This window comes from Flavobacterium sp. SM2513, from assembly GCF_050908145.1.
Classification (GTDB): domain Bacteria; phylum Bacteroidota; class Bacteroidia; order Flavobacteriales; family Flavobacteriaceae; genus Flavobacterium.
This window is the reverse complement of record NZ_CP194228.1, coordinates 2,264,193-2,287,332: the sequence shown is the minus strand read 5'-3', so window position 1 is coordinate 2,287,332 and position 23,140 is coordinate 2,264,193. Positions and strand designations below refer to the sequence as shown.

Annotated in this window: 20 protein-coding genes; 4 read left to right on the top strand and 16 right to left on the bottom strand. The window is 34.4% G+C overall.

Going from position 1 to position 23,140, the window contains the following annotated elements; translation table 11 throughout:
• Nucleotides 1-12: 12 nt before the first annotated feature.
• The 9 genes from ACQ5J2_RS09590 to ACQ5J2_RS09550 form a co-directional block, all read right to left on the bottom strand.
• The gene (locus ACQ5J2_RS09590) at nt 13-447 is read right to left on the bottom strand and encodes a hypothetical protein (RefSeq protein WP_432670187.1); all 435 of its coding nucleotides are present in this window, start codon (nt 445-447) and stop codon (nt 13-15) included.
• Entirely contained in the window at nt 447-1,580 is a 1,134-nt protein-coding gene (locus tag ACQ5J2_RS09585) for a beta-ketoacyl-ACP synthase III (protein ID WP_432670186.1), read from the bottom strand. Before ACQ5J2_RS09585 ends, ACQ5J2_RS09590 begins: the two co-directional genes overlap by 1 nt.
• Before the next feature lie 19 nt (nt 1,581-1,599).
• A complete protein-coding gene (locus tag ACQ5J2_RS09580; protein ID WP_432670185.1) occupies nt 1,600-2,502 on the bottom strand; it encodes a dialkylrecorsinol condensing enzyme DarA in 903 nt (300 codons plus the stop codon).
• 63 nt (nt 2,503-2,565) lie between these two features.
• The gene (locus ACQ5J2_RS09575; protein ID WP_432670184.1) at nt 2,566-4,212 is read right to left on the bottom strand and encodes a phytoene desaturase family protein; all 1,647 of its coding nucleotides are present in this window, start codon (nt 4,210-4,212) and stop codon (nt 2,566-2,568) included.
• A gap of 65 nt (nt 4,213-4,277) precedes the next feature.
• Complete coding sequence (locus ACQ5J2_RS09570; RefSeq protein WP_432670183.1) at nt 4,278-5,156, bottom strand: lipid A biosynthesis acyltransferase; 879 nt, start codon at nt 5,154-5,156, stop codon at nt 4,278-4,280.
• A gap of 6 nt (nt 5,157-5,162) precedes the next feature.
• Nucleotides 5,163-5,414 carry a phosphopantetheine-binding protein gene (locus ACQ5J2_RS09565; RefSeq protein ID WP_432673292.1) on the bottom strand — a complete coding sequence of 84 codons (252 nt, stop codon included), beginning with the start codon at nt 5,412-5,414 and terminating at the stop codon, nt 5,163-5,165.
• Nucleotides 5,415-5,416: 2 nt separating this feature from the next.
• Nucleotides 5,417-6,643, bottom strand: a complete 1,227-nt coding sequence (locus ACQ5J2_RS09560) for a beta-ketoacyl-[acyl-carrier-protein] synthase family protein (RefSeq protein ID WP_432670182.1) — start codon at nt 6,641-6,643, stop codon at nt 5,417-5,419.
• Between the two features lie 16 nt (nt 6,644-6,659).
• Nucleotides 6,660-7,391, bottom strand: coding sequence for a 3-oxoacyl-ACP reductase FabG (gene fabG / locus ACQ5J2_RS09555; RefSeq protein WP_432670181.1), 732 nt, complete (start codon nt 7,389-7,391; stop codon nt 6,660-6,662).
• A gap of 159 nt (nt 7,392-7,550) precedes the next feature.
• Nucleotides 7,551-9,071: an HAL/PAL/TAL family ammonia-lyase gene (locus ACQ5J2_RS09550; protein WP_432670180.1), complete on the bottom strand. Its 1,521-nt coding sequence runs from the start codon at nt 9,069-9,071 to the stop codon at nt 7,551-7,553.
• A 113-nt stretch (nt 9,072-9,184) separates the two neighbouring features.
• On the opposite strand from ACQ5J2_RS09550, the gene ACQ5J2_RS09545 reads away from it, so the two are divergent.
• Nucleotides 9,185-10,426 (top strand): NAD(P)/FAD-dependent oxidoreductase, encoded by a 1,242-nt coding sequence (locus tag ACQ5J2_RS09545; protein ID WP_432670179.1) that lies wholly within the window; start codon nt 9,185-9,187, stop codon nt 10,424-10,426.
• Nucleotides 10,427-10,478: 52 nt separating this feature from the next.
• Here ACQ5J2_RS09545 and ACQ5J2_RS09540 read toward each other — a convergent pair whose 3' ends face one another.
• The 3 genes from ACQ5J2_RS09540 to ACQ5J2_RS09530 all read right to left on the bottom strand — a co-directional run bounded on the left by ACQ5J2_RS09540 (nt 10,479) and on the right by ACQ5J2_RS09530 (nt 12,828).
• Complete coding sequence (locus ACQ5J2_RS09540; RefSeq protein WP_432670178.1) at nt 10,479-11,087, bottom strand: hypothetical protein; 609 nt, start codon at nt 11,085-11,087, stop codon at nt 10,479-10,481.
• Nucleotides 11,088-11,225: 138 nt separating this feature from the next.
• Nucleotides 11,226-11,690 carry a hypothetical protein gene (locus ACQ5J2_RS09535; protein WP_432670177.1) on the bottom strand — a complete coding sequence of 155 codons (465 nt, stop codon included), beginning with the start codon at nt 11,688-11,690 and terminating at the stop codon, nt 11,226-11,228.
• Nucleotides 11,691-11,787: 97 nt separating this feature from the next.
• Complete coding sequence (locus ACQ5J2_RS09530; protein ID WP_432670176.1) at nt 11,788-12,828, bottom strand: endonuclease/exonuclease/phosphatase family protein; 1,041 nt, start codon at nt 12,826-12,828, stop codon at nt 11,788-11,790.
• 632 nt (nt 12,829-13,460) lie between these two features.
• Between ACQ5J2_RS09530 and ACQ5J2_RS09525 the strand changes: the two genes are divergently transcribed.
• Together ACQ5J2_RS09525 and ACQ5J2_RS09520 are read left to right on the top strand one after the other, a co-directional pair.
• Nucleotides 13,461-14,693: an exonuclease SbcCD subunit D gene (locus ACQ5J2_RS09525; RefSeq protein ID WP_432670175.1), complete on the top strand. Its 1,233-nt coding sequence runs from the start codon at nt 13,461-13,463 to the stop codon at nt 14,691-14,693.
• Nucleotides 14,693-18,427, top strand: a complete 3,735-nt coding sequence (locus ACQ5J2_RS09520; RefSeq protein ID WP_432670174.1) for an AAA family ATPase — start codon at nt 14,693-14,695, stop codon at nt 18,425-18,427. Before ACQ5J2_RS09525 ends, ACQ5J2_RS09520 begins: the two co-directional genes overlap by 1 nt.
• 98 nt (nt 18,428-18,525) lie before the next feature.
• Here the strand turns inward: ACQ5J2_RS09520 and ACQ5J2_RS09515 are convergent, their stop codons facing one another.
• The 4 genes from ACQ5J2_RS09515 to ACQ5J2_RS09500 all read right to left on the bottom strand — a co-directional run bounded on the left by ACQ5J2_RS09515 (nt 18,526) and on the right by ACQ5J2_RS09500 (nt 21,269).
• Nucleotides 18,526-19,140 (bottom strand): YqaA family protein, encoded by a 615-nt coding sequence (locus tag ACQ5J2_RS09515; RefSeq protein ID WP_432670173.1) that lies wholly within the window; start codon nt 19,138-19,140, stop codon nt 18,526-18,528.
• Between the two features lie 4 nt (nt 19,141-19,144).
• The gene (locus ACQ5J2_RS09510) at nt 19,145-19,774 is read right to left on the bottom strand and encodes a YqaA family protein (RefSeq protein WP_432670172.1); all 630 of its coding nucleotides are present in this window, start codon (nt 19,772-19,774) and stop codon (nt 19,145-19,147) included.
• Nucleotides 19,775-20,080: 306 nt separating this feature from the next.
• Nucleotides 20,081-20,920, bottom strand: coding sequence for an arsenite methyltransferase (locus tag ACQ5J2_RS09505; protein WP_432670171.1), 840 nt, complete (start codon nt 20,918-20,920; stop codon nt 20,081-20,083).
• A gap of 19 nt (nt 20,921-20,939) precedes the next feature.
• Nucleotides 20,940-21,269: an ArsR/SmtB family transcription factor gene (locus ACQ5J2_RS09500; RefSeq protein ID WP_432670170.1), complete on the bottom strand. Its 330-nt coding sequence runs from the start codon at nt 21,267-21,269 to the stop codon at nt 20,940-20,942.
• 406 nt (nt 21,270-21,675) lie between these two features.
• Between ACQ5J2_RS09500 and ACQ5J2_RS09495 the strand changes: the two genes are divergently transcribed.
• Complete coding sequence (locus tag ACQ5J2_RS09495; RefSeq protein WP_432670169.1) at nt 21,676-23,133, top strand: SUMF1/EgtB/PvdO family nonheme iron enzyme; 1,458 nt, start codon at nt 21,676-21,678, stop codon at nt 23,131-23,133.
• Nucleotides 23,134-23,140: the final 7 nt, after the last annotated feature.

The window sequence follows — 23,140 nt, the reverse complement described above, 5'->3', positions numbered from 1 at the left end:
CAACTGCATAAGTTAAGTAGCTAAAACTGTTTTCATTTGTCCACGGGCAATTTCTACATCATTTACTTTTGAAACAATATCTACCAAAGTGACGCCCATAAATTCATGAAGTACGGTAACTTTCGTTTCTACTTTATCATTTAAATTTGGTAAAGTTGTGATTATAATTGACTTAATTGAACCAATATATCCTGTTGGTGCCGGTTCATTTTTCAGATAAAACTGATAACCTGTATATAAAGCTACGGACTGAGCCATATGTTCAATTAACCCTGATTCTTGAAAAATTCCTGAGTCGCAAAATATATTTTCTTCTAAAACAGTCACACCCGCTACTACTTCATTTTCTGAAAAAGCTAGTAACTTATCAACCATTACAAAAGGAGATTTCTGTGGAATTAGGTTTCCAACAAAAAATTTATCTAATATAGGTAATTTATTTTCCATTAACATACCGTTAAATAAGCATAAGAATAAGAAAATCTGCCACTTTCTGGAACAGATAACATAATCGTATCGCCTTTTTTTAATTTATTTGAGTTTTTCAATTCTTCTACCATTAAGTAAATTGACGCGGATCCTACGTTTCCTACTTTATCGAGATTCATAAACCATCGATCAAACGGAATATCCACACCTCTTTCTAATAATTCTTTATTTAATCCCGCAACAAAATAGTGCGAAGAAACGTGTGGAAGAAAATAGGTTATATCTGTTGCATTAATTTTATTCTTATCCATGGCTGCTTTCATACTTTCAGCTCCTTTTACAAGAATATACTGATCGAGCACTTTTACATCTTGCTTTATTGAAAAAACCGATTTTTCAAGCCAATCATTTGATTTATAATCACTCCATGGTTTAATTTCGCCATTTTCTAATTTATCTCCACCAGCATACATACACGCTTCAAGTTCATAAGCATACGAAAATGCTTCCATCCACTCAATTTTAAGTGGATTTTCTCCATTCGGTTTATTTTCTAATAAAAAAGCGGCGGCTCCATCAGACAGCATCCAACGCAGAAAATCTTTCTTAAAAGCAATTATAGGTTGCTCTTCTAAACGTTTAAGATTTTCAATTTCATTTTCAAATTTATCCGCAAGCATCCAACTAGAAACCCTTTCTGAACCTGTGCAAATCGCATTATTTGTATTCCCAGATTTTACAGAAAGGAACCCAAATTTTAGCGCATTCATTCCGGCGTTACAAACTCCTGAGGAAGAATTTAATTCTACCGATTTATTTTTCATTAAACCATGCACCATTGCGGCATGCGAAGGCAACAAATGATCTGGTGTTGAAGTTCCACACGAAAGAAGTTCTACGTCTTGTGAAGTGAAATTTTCGTCAAAAAGTTGTTTAATGGCGTTATTGGTTAATAATGCATTCGAATGTGTTGGATTTCCATTCTTGTCTAATGCATAATAACGAGAAGTGATTTTGTTATTTCTGAGAATTATTCGGCGTGCTTTAGAAACTGAATCATTTATTAACCCAAGAAAGGATTCCATTTCATCATTTGAAACAGGCTCGTTTGGCAAATATTTTTCACATCTAGTTATATAAACTTCTGGCATAGGTTAAGTAGGAATATATTTAAACTCCTTTATAATACACTTTTTCTTTCCTGATTTTCGCGTATTTAAATGGAAATGTAATCAGGTGCAATATAAATACTATTGGCGCTATTATCCAAATTGCTATAAACAAATATATATAAAATCCTTTCAACCAAATGGGTCGTGAACTGGTCTTTTTAATTATTAAATTAGCCCATATTTTAAACATTTTATTCGCCTTTTTATCCATTTCAATTAAAAATGGTCGGATTTCTATGGCGTTATTGTTTACCAACTCTTTTTGCAAACCAATATAGGAATCTACTTTTAAATATTTTAAAATTATTGTACCAAATTTTGTCGATTCTACAATGTCTTTTTCAGACACTCCCGGTTTAGGAAATAGACCTAAATACTTTTCTTTTTTTCCAGTAAACATCCATTTTACAATCGTAATTACGCTAATGTGATTTATGTGCCGATCAACCAATGCAATATTGCCGACTATTTGTGAATTAGCATTTTTTATTAAAATTTTGACCTTTTCTTGAGCCATAATCCACATATTTCTCGACCCTGAAACCGTGATAACTGGCGTGTTTTCAATCAATTGTTTTGCAAATTTACTTTTAAGAAAAGACGTTATAGGAATGGACGGCGAAAGGTACCAAACCTGATAAGCTAAAATAACTAAATCGTATTTTTGATTCAGAATATTTATTGAAGGCTCTTTAATTACTGATGGAATTTGAAGAAAAGATTCAGGAAAAACATCGAAAAACTGTTCCGATTTCCATGGAAAAGGAAAGGGTTTTGTCATTTGAATGTTAAAAAAAGAAACTGAAATATCTGAATCTGCCAAAAGTGGTTTTGCAATATTGTTTGCAATTCTTCCAAGTTGTCCAGATTGTGTAAAATAAATTATTAAAACATTTTTCATCTACCAATTTTATAATCCATCAAAATATGTTCCCTATCAATCGCTAAAAAATTCCTGATTAACTTAGTCAACTTCCTTAAAAGTACGCTTCTTATCTTCTCTCTTTTTATAGATATAATCACTCCAAGTAGAAGCATCTTCCGCATCAAAAATAGTAATCTTTTGTGTACCATCTTCTATTAACAAATCATCTGGATGGCAATTCAAAATTTTTGCAGCAGTTGCTAAACCTGAATATGTGGCTCCTGTAACGCCATGCGACAATGTACTTGCTCCACAAAGAAATAAATTTTCGATTTCCGTTTTATTTTTAAATGCAAAAGGCCCCACTTGACGCAAAGTTTTTTCCGTTCCGTAGACATTTCCCCTTGTTGAATTAATATAGAACTGATTTGTCTTAGGCGTTCCTAATTCTGCCTGAATTATATGTTGACGGGCATTTGGAATTAGTTTTTCAACACTGTTGAGGAATTTTTCAATGATTTTATTTTTAAAAACCTCGTATTTGGGACAATGATAATTTGTTCCCTCAAATTCGTTGAAGCTTTCATAATCTACATAGGTTACCACTTCAAAATTATGAAAGCGACCGTTGAAACTGACCGGGTCTTTTAAAGTCGTGCAACTCATGAAAAAGGCAGGAAATTCTTCGCCTTGCGTGATATCAGCTTTCATTAAAGTTTCAAAATGAGCATCGATATTTTCGTCTTTAAAATGCCAAATATTTCCAGAATCGATTCCATACTTCGTTACATCCATGTCCAAAGTTAGAAATAAGATTAATGATGTAACGGAATATTTGGTCGTTTCTAATTTTTTGCTGAGTTTTTTACTTATATTTTCTTTACCAATTAATTTGAGATAAGTTGTAGTTGGATCGGCATTAGAAATGATATTCTTGGCTAAAATTCTTTCGCCAGAAGACAATTCCACTCCAACAGCTTTTTTATTTTCAACTACTATTTTAGTAACGGTTTGTTGGGTTTTAATAATTCCTCCATAATTTTTTATTTTAGAAGTAATTGCTTTTACAATCCCGGCACCGCCGCCCATTGGATAAAAACCACCTTCAAAATAATGATTCATCACTGAGCAATGTACCGGAAAACTCGCTCGACTTGGCGGCAATCCATGGTCGCCACATTGTGCATTCAAAACCGCTTTTAGCATCTCGTTTTTTGTGTGCCAATTTACCACTCTTTTCAAACTAAAAAGCGCGAATTTTCCAAAATGTTTCGTTCGGAACGGTACCGTTATATTTTGCCAGAAGCCTTTTAATTTCGGAATTAGTTGCAGTTCTTCGCTGACTTTTTTCACTAAATTCAGGTATTCTTTTATATTCTTTTCTTCTGTAGGAAAATAGTGAATTAGATTTTTTTCGAGATTTTCGATTCCAGCTGGAAAGTCAAATTTTTGTCCATTAATTATACAATGGTCGTATGCTTTTTTATTCATGCGAAAAAAAACTATATCGTTAGCCACTCCAAGTCCTTTATACAAATCACTTGTAGATTGACCTTCATCAAGCAGTCCAATATAATGTACTCCAGGACTAAACCTCTGACCGTTTAAGGTAAAACTATGACTCCAACCCCCAGGAACTGAATGCTGTTCGAGCACTAAAACCTTTTGTCCCGCTCTTGAAAGACAAAGCGCTGTTGCCAAACCTCCTGCTCCAGAACCAATTATTATTGAGTCAAATTCTTCCATAAATTATCAATATTTAGCTAAAATTGGAATGAATTTAGTTTCAAATTTTCGCGAAAATTATTTTTTTATTCTGCTTTATTCCAAAACATAAAATAGTTAAACCATTGGAGCGGATATTTTTCCAGCATAGCTTCAACACTTTGGGTGTATGCTTTCAGTAGACCTTTTTCGTCTCGTTGTTTTACCTCTGCTATCTTTGCATAAAGGTGGTAATGCAAATTTGGCTCTTTCATAACATACACAAAAACCACGGGAACTTTTAATCTTGAAGCAATTAAAAAAGGACCAGCGGGAAAATTAGCTTCTTCACCTAGTAGCAATTCTGACATGCTTTTCGTGCCTTCAAAATACCTATCTCCTGTAAAACAAATTAGCTCATTATTAGATAATGCGTTGTTAATCTCAAATATATGAGACATATCATCACTTACAAATATAAATTTTATGGATGATTTTAGACTCACACTTTCCAGATAAGCTTTAATAACGGAATGCTCCAAATCAGTAGTTACCAAATTAATCTGGCAGTCCAAATCGATATCTGCAAAAAAATGCTCAGCAATTTCAAAATTACCAATATGAGCACTAATCAAGACGCCTCCTTTTTTATCTCTTAAAAGTTGAGTAAGCACTTCGATACCATCGAATTCATAAGTAAATTTATTTCTTAAACCCGCTGAAATAGCCATCTTATCGATAATAATTTGACCGAACGTAAAATAGCTGTTATATAGATTGACAATTGACTTAAAATAGGGATACTTAAGTCGTTCTCTTAAATAATATAATGTAGCTTTGTTAGATTTTCTTTCGAATAAAAAATAATAAAAAGCTACAAAAACCAATACAGAATATGCTGCCTTGATTCCTAGCTTTTTAATACAGAATACAAATATTTTATAGCCTAAAAGAGTACCTTTAGATTTACCATCCCATTCACTCATATTGTCTTAATTCTTACTTTCTATTTTACATACAATCATATTGTAAAAATCTTGAAAAGTAGCAATTCCAACAAAATCAGGTTCGGTTAATTTTACACCTAAATTAGCCTCTATGGTAACAACCAAATCGACATAATCTAAGCTATCTAATCCTAAAGTATCTTTAAGATTTGCTTCGGGAGTTATTACATCGGAATCGACTTCAAACTCGTCAACTAAAATCGCATTGATTTTTTCTAAAATTTCATCTTTATTCATATTCATTTTTTAAATTTCTTCACTACTATTGCGGAATTTGTACCTCCAAACCCGAAAGAATTTGACAAATATATATCAATTTCTTTATCTATCCTCTTGGTTGCTATATTTAACTTCTTAGAGTCTTCATCTGGATTTTCAAGATTGATATTTGGTGCTATGAAATCATTTTGCATCATAATCGTTGAATAAATAACTTCGCTAGCACCGGCCATCCAACATTCATGACCTGTCATCGATTTTGTGGAACTTACATGCGGATTGCTTTCTCCAAAAACTTCAAATATCGCTTTGGCTTCATTAGTATCTCCAACAGGAGTGGAAGTTGCATGTGCATTTATATAATCCACTTCACTAGGATTCAATCCAGCTTGTTCCAAAGCACGACGCATCGCTGTCGCAGGTCCTTCAACATTTGGAGTTGAAATGTGACCGCCATTGGAAGAGAATCCATACCCCACAATTTCTGCAAGTATAGTTGCACCACGTTTTACAGCTGATTCATAACTTTCGATAATTAAAGAAGCTCCACCGCCACTTGGCACCAAACCATCTCGACTAGAATCGAATGGTTTTGAGGCTTTAGCAGGCTCCTTTTCATTGGGAGAAAAAACGCCTAAACCATCAAAACTCGCCATGGCATATTTATTAATTTCTTGAGCTCCTCCACAAATAATCATTTCCTGCATTCCGCTTTTAATCAACAAAAACGCCAAACCTATTGAATGTGAGCCGCTTGCACAAGCAGCACTTATGGTCATGTTTATACCACGCAATCTAAAAATAGTAGAGAGGTTCATTGTTACTGTTGAGTTCATGGACTTAAAAATAGCTCCAGAACCTATTAACGAGGTGTCTTTTTTCTCACGAATAATATCCGTAGCTTCAATAATAGCTTTCGAAACGCTATCATTTCCAAAAAGAATACCTACTTCATTTTCATCAAAATAATTATCTTCTATTTTAGCATTTTTTAATGCCTCGATTGTTGCCATGTAAGCATATTCCGTCTCTTCACCAATACTGATTCGCTGACGGCGACTTAATAAATTTTTCAGGTCTGGTTTTGGAACCATCCCTGTGATTGCAGACTGAAAGCCGAATTCTTTTCGATTCTCGTCATATACTATCCCTGATTTGCCTTCATAAAGTGACTTCTTCACTTCTTCAATTGAAGTACCTATACACGAATATATTCCCATTCCCGTAATTACGACTCTTTTGTCCATTATTTAAAATGTAGTTTTATGAATAAATTCCGCCATTTATATTAACAACTTCACCAGTAATATATCCTGCTTTTCTCGAAGCTAAAAACCCTACTAATTCAGCTACTTCTTCCGCTTCTCCAAATCGATTGGCTGGCACCATTTTAATCAATTCCTTCTCGTCCAATTCACTTGTCATATCCGTTCGTATAAATCCTGGAGCTACTGCATTTACAGTTATATTGCGTTTGGCTACTTCTTGGGCCAATGCTTTAGTAGCGGCTAAAACCGCCCCTTTTGCTGCAGAATAATTAGTTTGACCCGCGGTACCTTTTACACCTGAAAGCGAAACCATGTTGACAATTCGTCCATATTTATTACGGAGCATTTTCTGCATAAAAAAATTGGTTACATTAAAAAAGCCATTTAAACTAGTATTTATAACCTTACTCCAATCTTCATGCGTCATCCACATAAAAAGCCCATCTTTTGTAATACCAGCATTGTTGACAATAACTTCTACTATTGCTAACGGATTTGCATCTTGCCATTCCGTTAAAACAGTCTTAACTTCTTCTTCATTGGCAACATCAAACTTCATTATCTCCCCTGTTGCCCCTCTTTTAATTACTTCTTCTAACGTATTTTCAGCAGCTTCCTTATTAAATTGATAATTAATCAATATATGATAATTGTTATCCTCAGCTAATTTTTGACAAATAGCACTTCCAATTCCTCGGGAACCTCCTGTTACTAGAGCACACTTCATATTTTTCTATTTAATATTAAATCAATTGGTAGCTTTAAACCATTTCTTTTTCGAAAATTCTAACTGCAAACTAACCTTATTTCGTGTAAAAAAATTAAAAAACCGTACTAATGAAAAAGTAGCGTTTCTCATAATTACAAGATAAACGTTCTCTGATTTTTAGTTGTCCATCAAATATTCTTTTACTTTTTGAACAAAGGGATACATCACTTGATCTTGTTTAAATGTAGGAATAATACTTCGAACTTCATCATACATCTTTTTGGTTACGGAAGAAACAAGTTCTTTTTGTTCTAAGGCGTCAATTGCTTGAACAATGGTGATCAGTTCTATAGCCAATACTTCAAATGCGTTTTCAATAACTTTTCCTGTGATAACGGCTGCATTTGTCCCCATACTTACAATGTCTTGATTGTCATTATTATTTGGAATGCTGTGTATATACATCGAAGTTGACAACGTCTGGCATTCTGCCGTCGTAGAGGTTGCCGTGAATTGAACCCCTTGCATTCCAAAATTAAATCCCAATGTGCCTAAATTAACAAATGGAGGAAGAATCTCGTTGATTTTTGAATTTAGCAAATAATTCAATTGGCGTTCCGCCAACATGGTTAATTTTGTTATTACTAATTTCAATTTATCCATTTCTAATGCAATATAATCTCCGTGAAAGTTTCCACCGTGGTAGACCTGTTGATTTTTTACATCTACAATTGGGTTATCGTTTGCAGAATTAATTTCATTCTCTAAAACCATTGCTGTATTCTTGATAGTATCGAGTACCGGTCCTAAAATTTGAGGTACACATCGCAGCGAATAATATTCTTGCACTTTTTCTTTAAAAACGTCTTCTTGGTTTGTACCATTATAAAGATGATCTTCTCGTTTCCTTACCAGCTTACTATCTTCAAGATTTCCGCGCATTTTCTTTGCAATTTCTTGTTGCCCGAAATGATGCTTTGTATTGTTTAATTCTGCTGAAAGATGGTCGTCATATGCCTGAACAATTTCATTGATAGCACAAGAACATTTCACCGACCAATTCAGCAATTTTTCCGATTGATGAATGTTTACAATACCAATACCGGTCATTACAGAAGTTCCATTCATGAGAGCGAGCCCTTCCCGAATTGCTACTGTAATTGGCTGAAGATTTTCCGTCTCAAAAATTTCTTTAGTATTACGTCTTTCTCCTTTATAAAACACTTCGCCTTCTCCTATTAAAGTCAATGCCAAATGTGCCAACTGAACCAAATCTCCACTAGCTCCAACGCCTCCGTGCTCAAAAATAAGGGGTGTAATGTCTTTATTAATGAACTCTTTCATCAAGTGAATCACTGAGGGATGAACTCCGGAATTACCTAAAGATAGTGTATTCAGCCTGGCCAGCATTGCTGCTTTAACACAAACGGAGTTTAAAGGTTTCCCCGTTCCAGATGAATGACTTCTAATCAAATTATACTGCAATTGTAATCTGTCTTCATCTTTAATTCGATATTGAGCCATTGGACCAAAACCCGTATTTACACCATAAATTATTTTGTTTTTTGAAAACTTTTCTAAAAAATTAAAACTTGCTTCTACTCGATGCAAAAGATTGTCACTAAGCTCAATATTCTTGTTATTAAATACAATTTCTTTGAATTCTGACAAGTGTAAATATTCGTTTATGATACTCATTAAATCTGTTTTTTCTTAGAAAATATATAAGCTATATTATATAAATTAAATTTTATGTCTTTATATTTGACCGGGACAAAGTTAAGATAATATTAATAAGAAAAAATAAAAATATGACTATGGAATTTGTTGATGTGTTAGTAATTGGAGCAGGTCCTTCGGGCTGTGTTTCTTCGTCATATCTTCATAATAATGGAATAAAAGTTAAGGTAGTAGAGAAAACTAGGTTTCCACGTTTAGTAGTTGGCGAAAGTCTTATACCTCGAGTAATGGATCATTTTGCTGAGGCTGGATTATTAGAAGCGCTTGACACTATGAACTTTGAAAAAAAATTAGGTGCCCGTTTCATCAGAGGAAAAGAAATTTGTTTATTTGATTTTAGCAATAAGTTTTCTGAAGGCTGGGACTGGACGTGGCAAGTGCCAAGAGCCGATTTCGACAATGCAATGGCACAGGAAATTATTAGAAAAGGTATAGATTTAGAATTTGAAAGCGAAGTTACGGCAGTAAAATTCGAGGGCAGTGATTCCATTACCACAATTAAGACTAAGGACGGACAAATAAAAGAAGTGCATGCAAAATTTATTATCGATTCCAGCGGATACGGACGCGTTTTACCTCGCTTACTAGATTTGGATGCTCCATCTAAATTAGACCCACATTCGTCTATTTTTGCACATGTAAAAGACGTTAACCGACCTGAAGGTGAAGAAGGAACATTAATTTCTTTTGATATTCTTGAAAAAGAAGTGTGGCTATGGGTTATTCCATTTTCAAACGGAAATACGAGTATAGGTGTTGTAGGTTCAACTGCATTTGTCAATGCGCTTTCAGAAACTAATAATACTACTGAAGCCTTAAAAAATGCAATCCAATTATCTGATTTTTATATAAATCGTTTTGGGGATGTCCCTTTTTTATTCGAGCCAATTAAGCTAGAAAATTATTCTCGTGCAGTTAAGCAATTGTACGGAGATGGATTTGCGTTAACAGGTAATAGCTCAGAGTTTTTAGATCCTGTATTTTCTTCGGGAGTAGCTTTTGCAACCGAATCAGGAATGCTTTCGGCAAAATTAATTCACCGACAATTAAATGGTGAACAAATAGATTGGGAAGTCGAATTTTCTCAATACATGAAGAGCGGAATTGCCGTCTTCACGACGTACGTAAAAGAATGGTACACAGGTAACCTTCAAACTTTATTTTTTCATCAACCAGAAAATCCAGATGTTAAACAAAAAATATGTGCGGTTTTAGCCGGTTATGTTTGGGACCAGGATAATCCATTCGTGAAAAAACACGATAATTTAATAAAGAACATGGCACATCTTTTAAATTTTGAAAAAACATCATAAAAAAAAACCGGAGTTAAAAACTCCGGTTTTCACAATAATAAAGACGCTTAAATTAAAAAGCTTTTTTCGCTATAAGTTTGCTCATCGTTTTGGCAGTTTTTGCAAAACCTTCACCTATTCTAGATTCGTTACTAAAGTTACTACCCCACTGATCGCCAGGAGCTTTATCCGTGTGGATTTCAAGAACAACATTGTTTCGGTTCGCCGTTTCAACAAATCTTAAAATCGTACTTACTTTTGCTGGTTGTTTCATCACTGCTGCATCCCAACCTGGATAAATCCAGACAACATCTACAATTAAAGTGTATTTGGCATTAGCTAATCCTTCTTGGAAAACAAGATTTACTTTTTCTTTTGAAAGCACAACATTTGCTAGCTCTAAAAATTTCGGATTCCAAATAAATTCTTTACTACCTTCCCATTTTTTCTTCCAAACATCTCCAGTGCCTTTTGATTTTTCATTGAGGTCTTCTGATCTGTTTTTTACATATTCTTCTTCAGAAAATTCTTCTTTCAGTAATTTCAAATTACTATAGACAAATTCTACATTTATTTCCTTTTGATTGGAAAGGAATTTAAAATCTCCTTTTTTAACATCCACTTTTTGAGCCATTACTACTCCCGTAAATAATAATAAGAAAAGAACTGCGTTTTTTTTCATTCTGATTGTGTTTAAGGTTAAAATTCAGTTGTAAATATATTGTGAAATTTTGATCATTGCAATATATAAATCATTAGTAGGAAAAAAATCAAAAAAAAAGCCTCCAATAAGGAGACTCAATTTATTTTTAATTCAGTATTAGTTAAAAGCTTTGAAACTTCCATTGGTTACAGCAACTGTTACTCCGTTTTCATCTTCACCGGAGAAACTAAATGTTCCGATAACGTATTCTTCACTAACACTTGTTATTATCATAGTCCCAGTTACACCGTCATACGTAGCATCTCCAACATATAAAATGCCGCTGTGCAACGTGTTAAGATTAGTATCTGTAACAGTTTCGTCTGTAATGTTAAATGTGCCTGTTGTAGGGTTTTCGGGCATCCGTAAGCTTAATCTTGTTTGAATGTCGTTTACATCTTCCATTCCATCAATCAATTTTTGTCCCGATGTAATTGTTGCTGGCTCAAAATTATATTGTTGACCTTCGTAGGTGAACTTTATGTAAAGATCATCCTGTGTACTTCCTCCTCCGTCATCACTTGAACATCCTGCAAACGTTGTTGCGATAACCACTAATACTAATGTAACTAATTTTTTCATTTAATTTATATTTTTTCCAAAACTAGTCTTTTTATTCTAAAGACACAACCTCTTGAAATTTAGAGGGTAAAGAAGCAAGAAAAACAACTGATTTAGCCTACTCCTTCTTTTCGTTAGCTTCCTCTATATCATTGGCGTCGGGCTGTAAAGCTTCTTGTTCCAAATGGGCTTGTGCTTCGTATTGCAAGCTGATAAAGATGGGAAAATGGTCGGAATTAAAGTTTTTCAGGCGGTGAATCTCTTTCAATTTCCAATCCGTTGAAATAAAAGCATGATCGAGTGGAAAACGCATAAAGAAGTAGTGGGCATGAAAGGTATTGAAAAAGCCTCTTCCTATTCGCGGGTCTAACAAACCACTCATCTTTAGAAAAAGCGTAGTCGTATAGCTCCATGCCACATCGTTCAAATCACCAATAACAACAACGGGAATTTTAGAAGCCTTAGCAAGGTCAGCTACCATCAAGAGTTCCTTGTCGCGTTCTTCAGAAGACGGGTTTTCATTAGGAACTGGCGGTGTGGGATGGACGGCATAGAGTTGGGTTACCGTTCCATTTTTCAATATTACTTGTGTGTGAATTGAAGGAATATCCGCTTCTACGAGGTATTTTATACTTGTTTGCTCTAGCGGAAATTTAGAGTACAACACCATTCCGTACTTGTTTTCTAGTGGCACTTTTACGTGATAAGCAAAGTCATCTTCTAGTTTTTTTGTAGCTTTTTCCCATTCCGCATTAATTTCTAAAAGCAAAACTACATCAGGGTTCATGCGGTGTACTTCTTGCAGACAACCCTTATAATTGTTATTGTCTTGCAATACATTAGATATCATAATATTAATACCGTTATCAGGCATTTCTTGGTCAATGCAGACGACTTGCACTTTGGCCAACTTGGTAAAGGGAGAAATAAGGTAAAGTAAGTAAGCCGCGTTGAGAATCATTGCTATTAGAAAAATAAGCATAACAGTGTCGTCTATTGAAATGTAAAAAATCAGTACTACAATAGATAATAATGTTGCAACAAATTTTTGAAGACGGGGATATTCGCAAACCCTAAACACCCAATACTGTTTTTTAACAAAAGGCATTAAAGTAAATAATAAGAGTAAGGAACAAAAGACAATCAGTCCTGTTTTCATAAGAATAGCATAATTTTATTAGATGTATTTAATTAGAATTTTTTTATACAAATACAATTCGAATATACGACTTTTCAAACAGTAACACACAATTTTAAATAAGCATTTCAAAATTGTGATATTAAAAATGCGGTTGCTTAAAATCACATAAAAAACGAATTGAATTCTGTAAGATTCGTTCCTACTGTATTTTATAATTTAGTAAAAAGATTTCAAGCCCATCTTTGCTCATTAATTTTTACGCACGTAGAAACAAAGACAAAGAAAAAATTGAAAACTGATTGGTTTCGTTTGATACTAATAATCAACGAAATAAAATAATCAACGAAATAAAAATTGAACCGATACTTGTTGCAACGAAGGTCACGGGTAGTCAGGTTGTCGAAGTAGCTGTAATGGCGTATGTCCTTTCCACCCGTTCGGGCATGCATAAAAAGCTTACGTCTCCAATGTTTAATGGGGAACCAGTCACACGGCAATAATCCAAGTATCGGTCAATTTTTTATTGAAATGTTTGGAAAATTACATTTAAACCCTTAAAATCAGCAAACGCATAATTGCAGCAATCGCACCAAAATTCAATCGTTGCACTTTAACTAATTTTCCTACCTTTACATTAGAAAATCCATCTAATGAAAATACTCCACACCGCTGATTGGCATTTAGGCCAACTATTCCACGAATACGACCGAACTTTTGAGCACCAAGCATTTTTAAATTGGCTTATAGAAACAATTAATTCTGAGGAAATCGAAGTGCTTTTAGTAAGTGGAGATGTATTTGATATTTCCAATCCTTCTGCAACTTCCATTAAAATGCTTTATACATTTTTGCGTGAAGCAACTGCTCAAAATTCAAATTTACAGATTGTCATAACGGCTGGAAACCACGACTCCGCTTCCCGTTTAGAAGCTCCTAAACCCTTGTTAGAATCTTCTAACATTCACATCATAGGAACCATAGAAAAAAATAGTGATGGAAGTATCAACTATGAGAAACTCACTATTCCTCTGCGAAATAAATTAGGCGAAATTACCATTTGGTGTCTCGCCATTCCTTTCTTAAGAATGGGTGATTATCCAAGTGTTGCAAATGCTTCAAATCCTTATTCGGAAGGTGTGACGGCTTTATATCGGGAAGCTTTCGAGTTTGCAAAAACACGAATGTCAGATAATCAAACCATTATTGCAATGGGACATATGCATACCCATCACGCCGAAATTTCGGACATGGACAAAACCGAACGTTTAATTATGGGCGGTGTTGAATGTATTTCTGCAACGGCTTTTGATTCCGAAATGAAATATGTCGCTTTGGGACACATACACAAAGCACAACGCATTGGCGGAAAAGAACACATTCGGTATTCGGGAAGTCCGCTTCCGATGTCGTTTTCAGAAAGAAATTATAAACACCAAGTCGTTATTTTTGAATTGGAAAATGAAATTACTTCTCTAAAAACACTTGAAATTCCTGTTACAATTCCACTTTTGCGAATACCATTAAAAGCTGAACCTTTGGAAAATGTACTTGTAGAACTGCAACAGTTACACGATAAAAATGATTTTGAACAAGCACCTTATCTTGAAATTCAAGTACTTTTAGAAGAACCTGAACCTGCATTGCGGTACAAAATCGAGGAAGTGCTGAAATATAAAAATGTCAGACTTGCACGAATTCAACCCTATTATCCCAATAAAAAAGAGTCGACAAGCGAATTCAATCAACAAGAATTATTGCACGAATTACAACCTGTTGATGTGTTTACCAAATCGTATCAAGCGAAATACAGTGCGGAAGTTCCCGAGCATTTGATGGAACTTTTTCAGCAAACCCTAATTGATGTCAACCAAACAGAAGCATAATGAAAATAAACGCTATTCGAATCAAGAATTTAGCATCTTTAGAAGGAACCACTGAAATTGACTTTACAAGCGAACCTTTGGCGTCAGCCGGAATATTTGCGATAACGGGTCCCACAGGTGCTGGAAAATCAACATTGTTAGACGCTTTGTGCTTGGCGCTTTACGGAAAAACACCTCGTTACCTTCAAGCTAAGGAAATGGGAATCGAAATCCACGACGTTCAAGGAAGCACTATGAGTCAAGGTGATGTAAGAGGTATTCTTCGGGATGGAACTTCCGAAGGCTTCGCCGAAGTAGATTTTATTGGAACAGATGGGCAAAATTACCGATCGACTTGGAGTGTCAGACGTGCCAGAAATAAAGCAGATGGAAGTTTGCAAGCCGACACAATTTCACTCAAAAACACCTCAACAAATACCGATTTGCCTGGTAAGAAAGCGGAAACGTACAAAGAAATTGAACGGTTAGTCGGTTTGAATTTTGAGCAATTCACCCGTTCGGTTTTATTGGCACAAGGCGACTTTACTGCATTTATGAAGGCAAGTAAAGATGAAAAATCATCTTTGTTGGAAAAATTGACCGGGACACATATTTACTCAGAAATATCAAAGAAGATATTTGAAAAGTATAAAATTGAAGAGCAAATTTTTCGAGAATTGAATATTCGAAGAGAAGGAATCGCAACTTTGAGTGAGGAGCAAATTGATCAAATTCAAAAAGATGAGGAAGTTTTAGTAAGTCAAACCAAGCAACTTGCTTTAGAAGTTGATGGACTCACGAAGGAAATAAATTGGCACGAACAGTTTACCCAATTGTTAAATAGTAAGGAAATTGCGAATGTAAATTTGCAAAATGCTAACCTGCTAATCGTTCAGTCAAAGCCACGAAAAGAGAAACTTACTCAAGTAGAACAAGCTCAAACGACACGAACTTGGAACGATGCTTTATTACACAATCAAAAACAGTTAGTGGAGCAAAATAGTGCATTAGCAGTTTTAAAAACCAAAATAGTTGAATTAAATTTTCTGCATGAAAACCTTGATACACAATTTAAGAAAGAAGAAATAGAATTTCAACAAGCTGTTGAATTACACAAAGATGCTTTGCCAAAATTAGCTAAAGCCAAAGAGTTAGATACGTTAATTTCAGAGAAAGAAAAGCAAAAATTGGTTGCAAAAACAGATGAAGAAACGGTCAGAACGAAACAAAGTAATCATCAAAAACAAGTTATAGAAAAGGAGAATGAGCTTGCAAAACTCCTCCATGAAATTAAAAATAGTGAAGATTGGCAAACAAAATATAAAGCCAAAAAACCCATTGCAGAACATAAAGATATCATTGTTTCTAAACTTTCTGATGCTGAAAAATTAGTAGGTTCACAAAAAAATGCACATATAGAAAAAAGGGATTTAGAGCAGAAAATTGCCATTATAACTTTAGATATTAAAGCATCTTCAACCCATTTTAAGGAGTTTGAAAATGATTACATAATCCAACAAAAAGCATTTGAAAAACAATCCAGTGCGGTTTTACTGATTCCTATTGAAAAGTTGCTTCTTAATAAAGACGAAACCGACCGATTACTACATGCAACTGTTAAAGCACAGTCCATTTGGAGTGTTTTACACAATATGAATTTGGACTTTCAGGCTTTGCGCCAAAAACAAACAAATGACCAAAATAATGATTTGCAGAAAAAAGAAAATTTAGTAAAGCTGAAAACGCAATTAGAACGTCATTATGTTGCAAAAGAAACCTCGGAGAAATTGCTTCAAAAAGCACGGTTGTCGGCTAGCGGAAGTGCGGAAACCATTCGAGCAGAATTAATTACTAATGAGCCATGTCCCGTTTGCGGAAGCGAAGAACATCCTTATGTGTCGCACAATCCACAGCTTGAAAAAGTGTGGAGTACTTTGGAAGACATACATCAGCAAAATGAGAAAACGTACTTACTGACTTTTGGCGAAAGTAGTAGTTTAGAACAAGAATTAAAGAGTTTAACAGCGCTAATTCAGCGGCAAGAAACTGAAATTAACTCTAAAAGATTACTTGTTGAAAATAAAACTAAAGAATGGAATTTAAATGCTGTTTCTGTTAATTGTCAAAACATTGATGATGAACAAAAATCAATTTGGATAGCCGAAAAAGTAAAAAAATTAAAAGACGAACAATTAGATTATCAGTTGCAAATAAAAGCACATACGGAACAAAAAAATCAGCTTGAAAAAGATAGAGTATTGCTTGAAAAATTGAAAGAAAACAAAGAAGTTTGTGGCAATACCCTGAAAGAATTCAAAAGCCAACTTGCCATTATCAATGAAAAGTTAGAAGGATTGTATAAAGAACTTTCGCAAGCAACTACCGGTTTGACAGAAATTCAAAACAAGCTTTCAATCTACTTTACAGCCTCGGATTGGTTCGGAAAGTGGACTGAAAAACCATCTGATTTCATTCAATCAATTCAAAATTTTACTATCGAATGGAAATCGAAATCGGAGAAGTTAGAACAGGATAAAAACCAGCAATCACTAGCTTTAGCAACGTTACAACAATTGAAAAGTCTAGAAAAAAGTATAGAGGAAGAACTTTTGCAAAAATCGAATCTTTATAAATTCCATGAAAATAATTGTATTGAATTAGAATCCAAACGAAATGCCATTTATGACGGTATTTCTGCGGAAGTGATGGAACAAAAGTTCGCAAAAATCGTTGAAATAACTCAGAACAATTTAACATTAACGAAGAACAATTTACAACAAAATAAAATTGATTTAGCTACAGCAGAAACTTCGGTTAAAGAAATTTCGAATGGTATTTCAAAATTAGAATTAGAATTGGAAATTTCAAAGACTAAAATTCTGAACTGGTTGAACCATTACAATCAAAAGTTTCAGCAACCATTGACACTTTTAGAGTTAAATGACCTACTGAGTTTTACTACAGACTGGATAGAAATTGAACGAAAAGTCCTGAATAATTTAGAAGAAGAATATACAAAAACAGCTTCCATCCTACTCGAGAGAACACAAAACCTTGAAGAACATTCTGCAAAAAGACCATCTGAACGAGTGTTAGAAGATTTAAAATTATTGTTTGCAAGCGCTAAAGCTCAACATGAAAATTTCACACAGCAAAAAGCAAATATTGGCTTTAAACTCAAAGAAGACGAGGCAAATAAAAATAAAATTGGTGATTTATTGAAGGAAATTTCAGCACAAACAAAAATTACCGATAATTGGAGCAAATTAAATGATATAATCGGTTCGGCAGATGGAAAGAAATTTCGCCAGATTGCACAAGAACACACGTTAGAAGTATTGCTTAGTTATGCTAACATTCATTTGCAAGTGTTGACGAGTCGTTATAAAATTGAACGCATTCCTAGTACGTTGGGTCTTCAAGTAGTCGATTTAGATATGGGCGACGAAATCCGAACCGTATATTCGCTTTCAGGTGGAGAATCGTTCTTGGTATCGCTAGCTTTGGCATTAGGACTTGCTTCGCTTTCATCTAGTAAAATGAAGGTAGAATCCTTATTTATTGACGAAGGTTTTGGTTCATTGGACCCAAATACGTTGAACGTTGCCATGGATGCATTGGAACGTTTGCACAATCAAGGCCGGAAAGTTGGTGTAATTTCACACGTGCAAGAAATGACTGAACGAATTCCGGTACAAATTAAAGTAAGTAAAAAAGCAAGCGGAAGAAGTAAAGTAGAGATTGTGGGAATTTAATGTAAAATTATTTCTTTTTAATGCAAAAAAAATGCCGTTTTATCAAACAGATAATCCGGCATTTCTAAATATTTTACAACACTTATTGAAGCAGTTGCTTAACCAATGAATTTTATTAATGTAAATCCTCCAATCAATACAACGGTAAAAACAAGAGCCAAAAGGTTAAAATATCTTTCAATAAAAATCTTAATACTTGAACCGTATTTCCATATTAACCAGCCTATAATAAAAAAACGTGCTCCACGACTTACTAATGAGGCTATCGCAAACATAGCTAAATTGATATCAAAAGCACCTGCACTAATCGTAAAAACTTTGTAAGGAATAGGTGTAAAACCAGCGGTAAAAATGACCCAAAAATCATATTCTATAAATAAGCTTTTAATGTTTTCATATAAATCAACTGAAAAACCGGGAACATTTGTAAAAAAGAAATTGGCAAAAGGAGAGAATTCCCCAGCTGCAGTCAACCACAAAATGTTTCCGATGTAATAGCCAACAAAAGCGCCCAAAACGGAACCCATTGTACAAATAAATGCATATTTGAATGCTTTACCCGAAGCACCTAAAGCTAAAGCAATCAATAAGATATCTGGCGGTATCGGGAAAAATATGGATTCGATAAATGCCAATATAAAAAGAAAAGTAGGACCATATTTAGATTCCGACCAACTGATAACCCAATCGTAAAGTTTTTTCAACCAATTCATTATACTAAAAAATTTGAAAGATGATTAACGCATAGATTACAAACCGCACGTATCGGAACAAAGCCCATAAAAGATAATTTTTGAAATCGTATTTAATTAATCCGCACGCCAAACTCACAATCGAGTGTGGCAAAGGTAACATGGCGCCAATAAAAACAAATAAGCCACCCCATTTACGTAAATTATTGATGTGTAGTGCAATTTTGTTTTCAATGTGATTTTTTACTGCCGGAATTAAGAACAACCGATTTCCTAGAAAATAAGCAATAATTCCTCCCAAATAAGACATGGTTGCTAAAATAAACAGAAATAGCCATGGAGAAGCTGACTTTGAAGCCCAAGCGATAAAAATTTCAGGCGGAATTAATCCCAAGACAGTTTCTGATAATAGAAAAGAGGAAAAAATTACTGTTGGAGAATAATTGGTTACTAAACTATCCAACATCGCGTTAAAATCTAAAAAGAAATATTCTAAAGCAAGTAAAACAGTTACAAAAAATACAATTGCAATTCCGCCCTTAATGGCTGTACTCTTTAAAAAAGAATAAAATTTTGTAATCTTATAATAACGATTGAAAATGTGCAACCGGTTATTTAAAATTCTCTTACTTGTAGTTTTGCTATCTTTCGCCATTCCGAAATTTATTTTTAAAATCTATACACTGCTCCACTTATCAACTTCGAATGTTAAAGAAATAAGTCAATTATTGAATCAAAAATCCAAAAGTATGCTAATTTTCGAAACTATTTTAGTCTTAAATCTGTTATTATTTAGAGTCATTTTACATGAATTGACTTCAATTCGCAAACCTAATTAAAAAGAAATTATATTTAGCTGTGCTGGAATTATTTTAGAGTAATTTAACAACACTTTTATAAAAAGAAACCCGTTCTTAACCAATTTAGAGCTAGGAACGGGTTTATTCAGATAGAGTGTTTATTAACAACAACCACTTTTTGGTTCACAACAACTTTCTGTTTTTTCAGCGTAAACTGTAATACTAAAAATGATATTTGGTTTAGAATTATAATCTGCTATTTCTTCCTCTGTAAGGTAATTTTTCAAAATATCATTCGGAACAATAATTGGTTTTTCTTTTTGAAGTCTAATATTTGTAAATCCCGCGTCTTTGATAATTTGCAAATATTCGTCTTTTTGAATGGCACTTGCCACACAACCGGCATACATCTCAGCGGCATTTTTAATTTTTTCCGGTAAATTACCAGTCAAAACAATATCAGAAATACTAAAATGACCTCCCGATTTCATAATCCGAAATACTTCGCCAAAAGCTTTGGGTTTGTCTGGAACGAGATTCATCACGCAATTACTTACGACTACATCAGCCACATTTGCAGTTATTGGAAGTTTTTCAATATCGCCCAATCGGAATTCAACATTATTAAAACCTAGTTTTTCTGCATTTATTCGTGCTTTGTCAACCATAGCTTCAGTAAAATCGACACCAATTACTTTTCCGCTTTCGCCCGTTTCATGTCGCGCTACAAAACAATCATTTCCTGCACCACTTCCTAAATCGACTACTAAGTTTCCTAGTTTAATTTTGGCGTATTCTGTTGGCAAACCACAACCTAATTTCAAATCAGCATCAGCAGTATATCCGTCCAAATGGTCGTATTCGTCGCTCATAATATTATAAACTTCGGTACTGCAACCGCCACTTCCACAACAGGAACTCGCATTAGTGTCTTGGTCTTGCAAAGCAATTTCACTGTATTTTTGCTTTACCATTTCTTTAATCTCTTCGTTGGTATTCATATTTTTTAAATTTTAGCAGTTAACAACAAGTAGTTCTTTTTGAAATACGTTCAGAAATATGAGCGATGTAATCATTCAAATGTTTCAGCGCATTTTCGTCAATACAATAACAAATTGCAGTTCCCTCAATCGTTCCTTTAATCAAACCTGCATTTTTTAATTCTTTTAAATGTTGTGAAACGGTCGGTTGTGCAAGAGGCAGTTCCTTCACGATGTCTCCACAAATACAAGTATCAACGGTAGATAAATAATCAATAATTGCAATTCGAGCGGGATGACCTAGTGCTTTAGCCATTCTAGCTAATTCGTTTTGACGTTCTGTGAAATGTTCTGTTTTTGTCGCACCCATATTTCTATTGTTTATATATTGCAATATTACGATATAAAAATTAAACAGTGTATAAATGAAATGATAAATTTTAAGCTAATAAATTATTTACTTCAATAAAGATTTAGTGAAAAAGATTTATTCCATTTGTTCTGCTTCATTAGCGAATGCCCAGTTGAACCTCGTTTACTATTAAAATTATATGTTTATTTGGAAGTCATCGTACAACACAATTTTTTGGTAATGTCCATTGGTTTCGGAAGTAATATAAATTACAAAACCAATATTATATTTAATGAGCGTCGCATGAAATAATACTTATTATGCGTAAAATAAGTTCATAATTATTAAAACTACGACATATGCCTTATTTCTTTGCACATATAGTATCTGTAATTTTGGAGGATAACTTTAAAAAATAAAAGATATGAAGGCTTTAAAACTACTTTCGAAATGGTCCATAGGACTTTTATTATTTGGATTTGGGATGACCTCCTATGCAAATAATCTTCAGATTTCTGGAACAGCAGTGACTGGGTCAGACATTTCCTTCAACATTAGTTGGGAAAACAGTTGGAACACAAATTTAGCTCCAGCGAATTGGGATGCGGTTTGGGTTTTTGTAAAATACCAAGACTGTGCAACGGGACAATGGTACCATGCAACAATCGCTACAACAGGAAATACAGCAGCTTCACCTTTACAAGTGGATATGGTGACTGATGCTAAGGGGGTTTTCTTGAGAAGAAGCGCTCTTGGCGGTGGAAACATTCCGAGTACATCAATTACTTTAAAATTAAATATTCCAGCTGGAACATATAACTATAAAGTGTTTGGAGTAGAAATGGTGAATATTCCACAAGGAAATTTTGAACTTGGAGATGGCGTTAGTGTTGCAAAATACAACAGTATTTCAGTAACATCCTCTTCGCAATCTGGTGGATTATCCGCTGCAGTCTTAGGTGGTGCTTCTGTTAATGTTCCTAACACTTTTCCAATGGGGTATAACTCATTTTACTCAATGAAATATGAAATGACACAAGAGCAATATGTAGAGTTTTTAAATACCTTGACTTACGACCAACAAAAGGAACGTACTGCTATAGACCCGATTGCAGCTGCAGGAACTGGCGCTTTTACGACAGGGACCCAATATAGAAACGGAGTAAAATTAATAACGACAGGAAGTAATAGTATTTTACCTGGTGTATTTGCTTGTGATGCTACTAATGGAATCGAAAACAATACAGATGACGGTCAGAACATAGCGATGAATTGGTTGAGTTGGGCAGATTTAGCAGCTTATTTAGATTGGTCTGCTTTACGTCCTATGACAGAAATGGAATTTGAAAAAATATGCCGAGGACCGCTTGCTAGAGTTGAAGGTGAATACCCTTGGGGTACTACTGATTTCAACGCTTATGCCTCAAACTCTGTAGTTGCAGCTACTGCATATAAAGCCGATGAAAATATTGCAACTGTAGTAAATGGTAGAAATTTATTTAATGGCAGCGTATCTTTTCAGGCTACTTTTGGCCCCGTTAGAGTCGGTTTATTTGCTACTTCATCTTCTGGAAGAGCTTCCTCTGGAGCTGCTTATTATGGAGTAATGGAAATGTCTGGAAATGTTTGGGAAAGAACGGTAACCACTGGAAATGCAATTGGAGCTTCATTCACAGGTGCTTTAGGAAATGGAGAATTAACACTTTTAGGAGATGCAGATGTTGCGACTTGGCCTTCAAATACTACAGGAATCGGTTTAGGTTTGAGAGGAAATGCATATTACAATCCTTCCGCTAATCCTTCAAGAACTTCTGATAGATCCAATGCCACAACTGTTTCTAACACGAGAAATTATACGTATGGCGGAAGAGGTGTTCGTTAAATCGTTC

What these genes read in the sequence shown, in the direction of transcription:
- ACQ5J2_RS09590 (WP_432670187.1), bottom strand. Translation starts at nt 447, where the DNA reads ATGGAAAATAAATTACCTATATTAGATAAATTTTTTGTTGGAAACCTA.
- ACQ5J2_RS09585 (WP_432670186.1), bottom strand. Translation starts at nt 1,580, where the DNA reads ATGCCAGAAGTTTATATAACTAGATGTGAAAAATATTTGCCAAACGAG.
- ACQ5J2_RS09580 (WP_432670185.1), bottom strand. Translation starts at nt 2,502, where the DNA reads ATGAAAAATGTTTTAATAATTTATTTTACACAATCTGGACAACTTGGA.
- ACQ5J2_RS09575 (WP_432670184.1), bottom strand. Translation starts at nt 4,212, where the DNA reads ATGGAAGAATTTGACTCAATAATAATTGGTTCTGGAGCAGGAGGTTTG.
- ACQ5J2_RS09570 (WP_432670183.1), bottom strand. Translation starts at nt 5,156, where the DNA reads ATGAGTGAATGGGATGGTAAATCTAAAGGTACTCTTTTAGGCTATAAA.
- ACQ5J2_RS09565 (WP_432673292.1), bottom strand. Translation starts at nt 5,414, where the DNA reads ATGAATAAAGATGAAATTTTAGAAAAAATCAATGCGATTTTAGTTGAC.
- ACQ5J2_RS09560 (WP_432670182.1), bottom strand. Translation starts at nt 6,643, where the DNA reads ATGGACAAAAGAGTCGTAATTACGGGAATGGGAATATATTCGTGTATA.
- fabG (WP_432670181.1), bottom strand. Translation starts at nt 7,391, where the DNA reads ATGAAGTGTGCTCTAGTAACAGGAGGTTCCCGAGGAATTGGAAGTGCT.
- ACQ5J2_RS09550 (WP_432670180.1), bottom strand. Translation starts at nt 9,071, where the DNA reads ATGAGTATCATAAACGAATATTTACACTTGTCAGAATTCAAAGAAATT.
- ACQ5J2_RS09545 (WP_432670179.1), top strand. Translation starts at nt 9,185, where the DNA reads ATGACTATGGAATTTGTTGATGTGTTAGTAATTGGAGCAGGTCCTTCG.
- ACQ5J2_RS09540 (WP_432670178.1), bottom strand. Translation starts at nt 11,087, where the DNA reads ATGAAAAAAAACGCAGTTCTTTTCTTATTATTATTTACGGGAGTAGTA.
- ACQ5J2_RS09535 (WP_432670177.1), bottom strand. Translation starts at nt 11,690, where the DNA reads ATGAAAAAATTAGTTACATTAGTATTAGTGGTTATCGCAACAACGTTT.
- ACQ5J2_RS09530 (WP_432670176.1), bottom strand. Translation starts at nt 12,828, where the DNA reads ATGAAAACAGGACTGATTGTCTTTTGTTCCTTACTCTTATTATTTACT.
- ACQ5J2_RS09525 (WP_432670175.1), top strand. Translation starts at nt 13,461, where the DNA reads ATGAAAATACTCCACACCGCTGATTGGCATTTAGGCCAACTATTCCAC.
- ACQ5J2_RS09520 (WP_432670174.1), top strand. Translation starts at nt 14,693, where the DNA reads ATGAAAATAAACGCTATTCGAATCAAGAATTTAGCATCTTTAGAAGGA.
- ACQ5J2_RS09515 (WP_432670173.1), bottom strand. Translation starts at nt 19,140, where the DNA reads ATGAATTGGTTGAAAAAACTTTACGATTGGGTTATCAGTTGGTCGGAA.
- ACQ5J2_RS09510 (WP_432670172.1), bottom strand. Translation starts at nt 19,774, where the DNA reads ATGGCGAAAGATAGCAAAACTACAAGTAAGAGAATTTTAAATAACCGG.
- ACQ5J2_RS09505 (WP_432670171.1), bottom strand. Translation starts at nt 20,920, where the DNA reads ATGAATACCAACGAAGAGATTAAAGAAATGGTAAAGCAAAAATACAGT.
- ACQ5J2_RS09500 (WP_432670170.1), bottom strand. Translation starts at nt 21,269, where the DNA reads ATGGGTGCGACAAAAACAGAACATTTCACAGAACGTCAAAACGAATTA.
- ACQ5J2_RS09495 (WP_432670169.1), top strand. Translation starts at nt 21,676, where the DNA reads ATGAAGGCTTTAAAACTACTTTCGAAATGGTCCATAGGACTTTTATTA.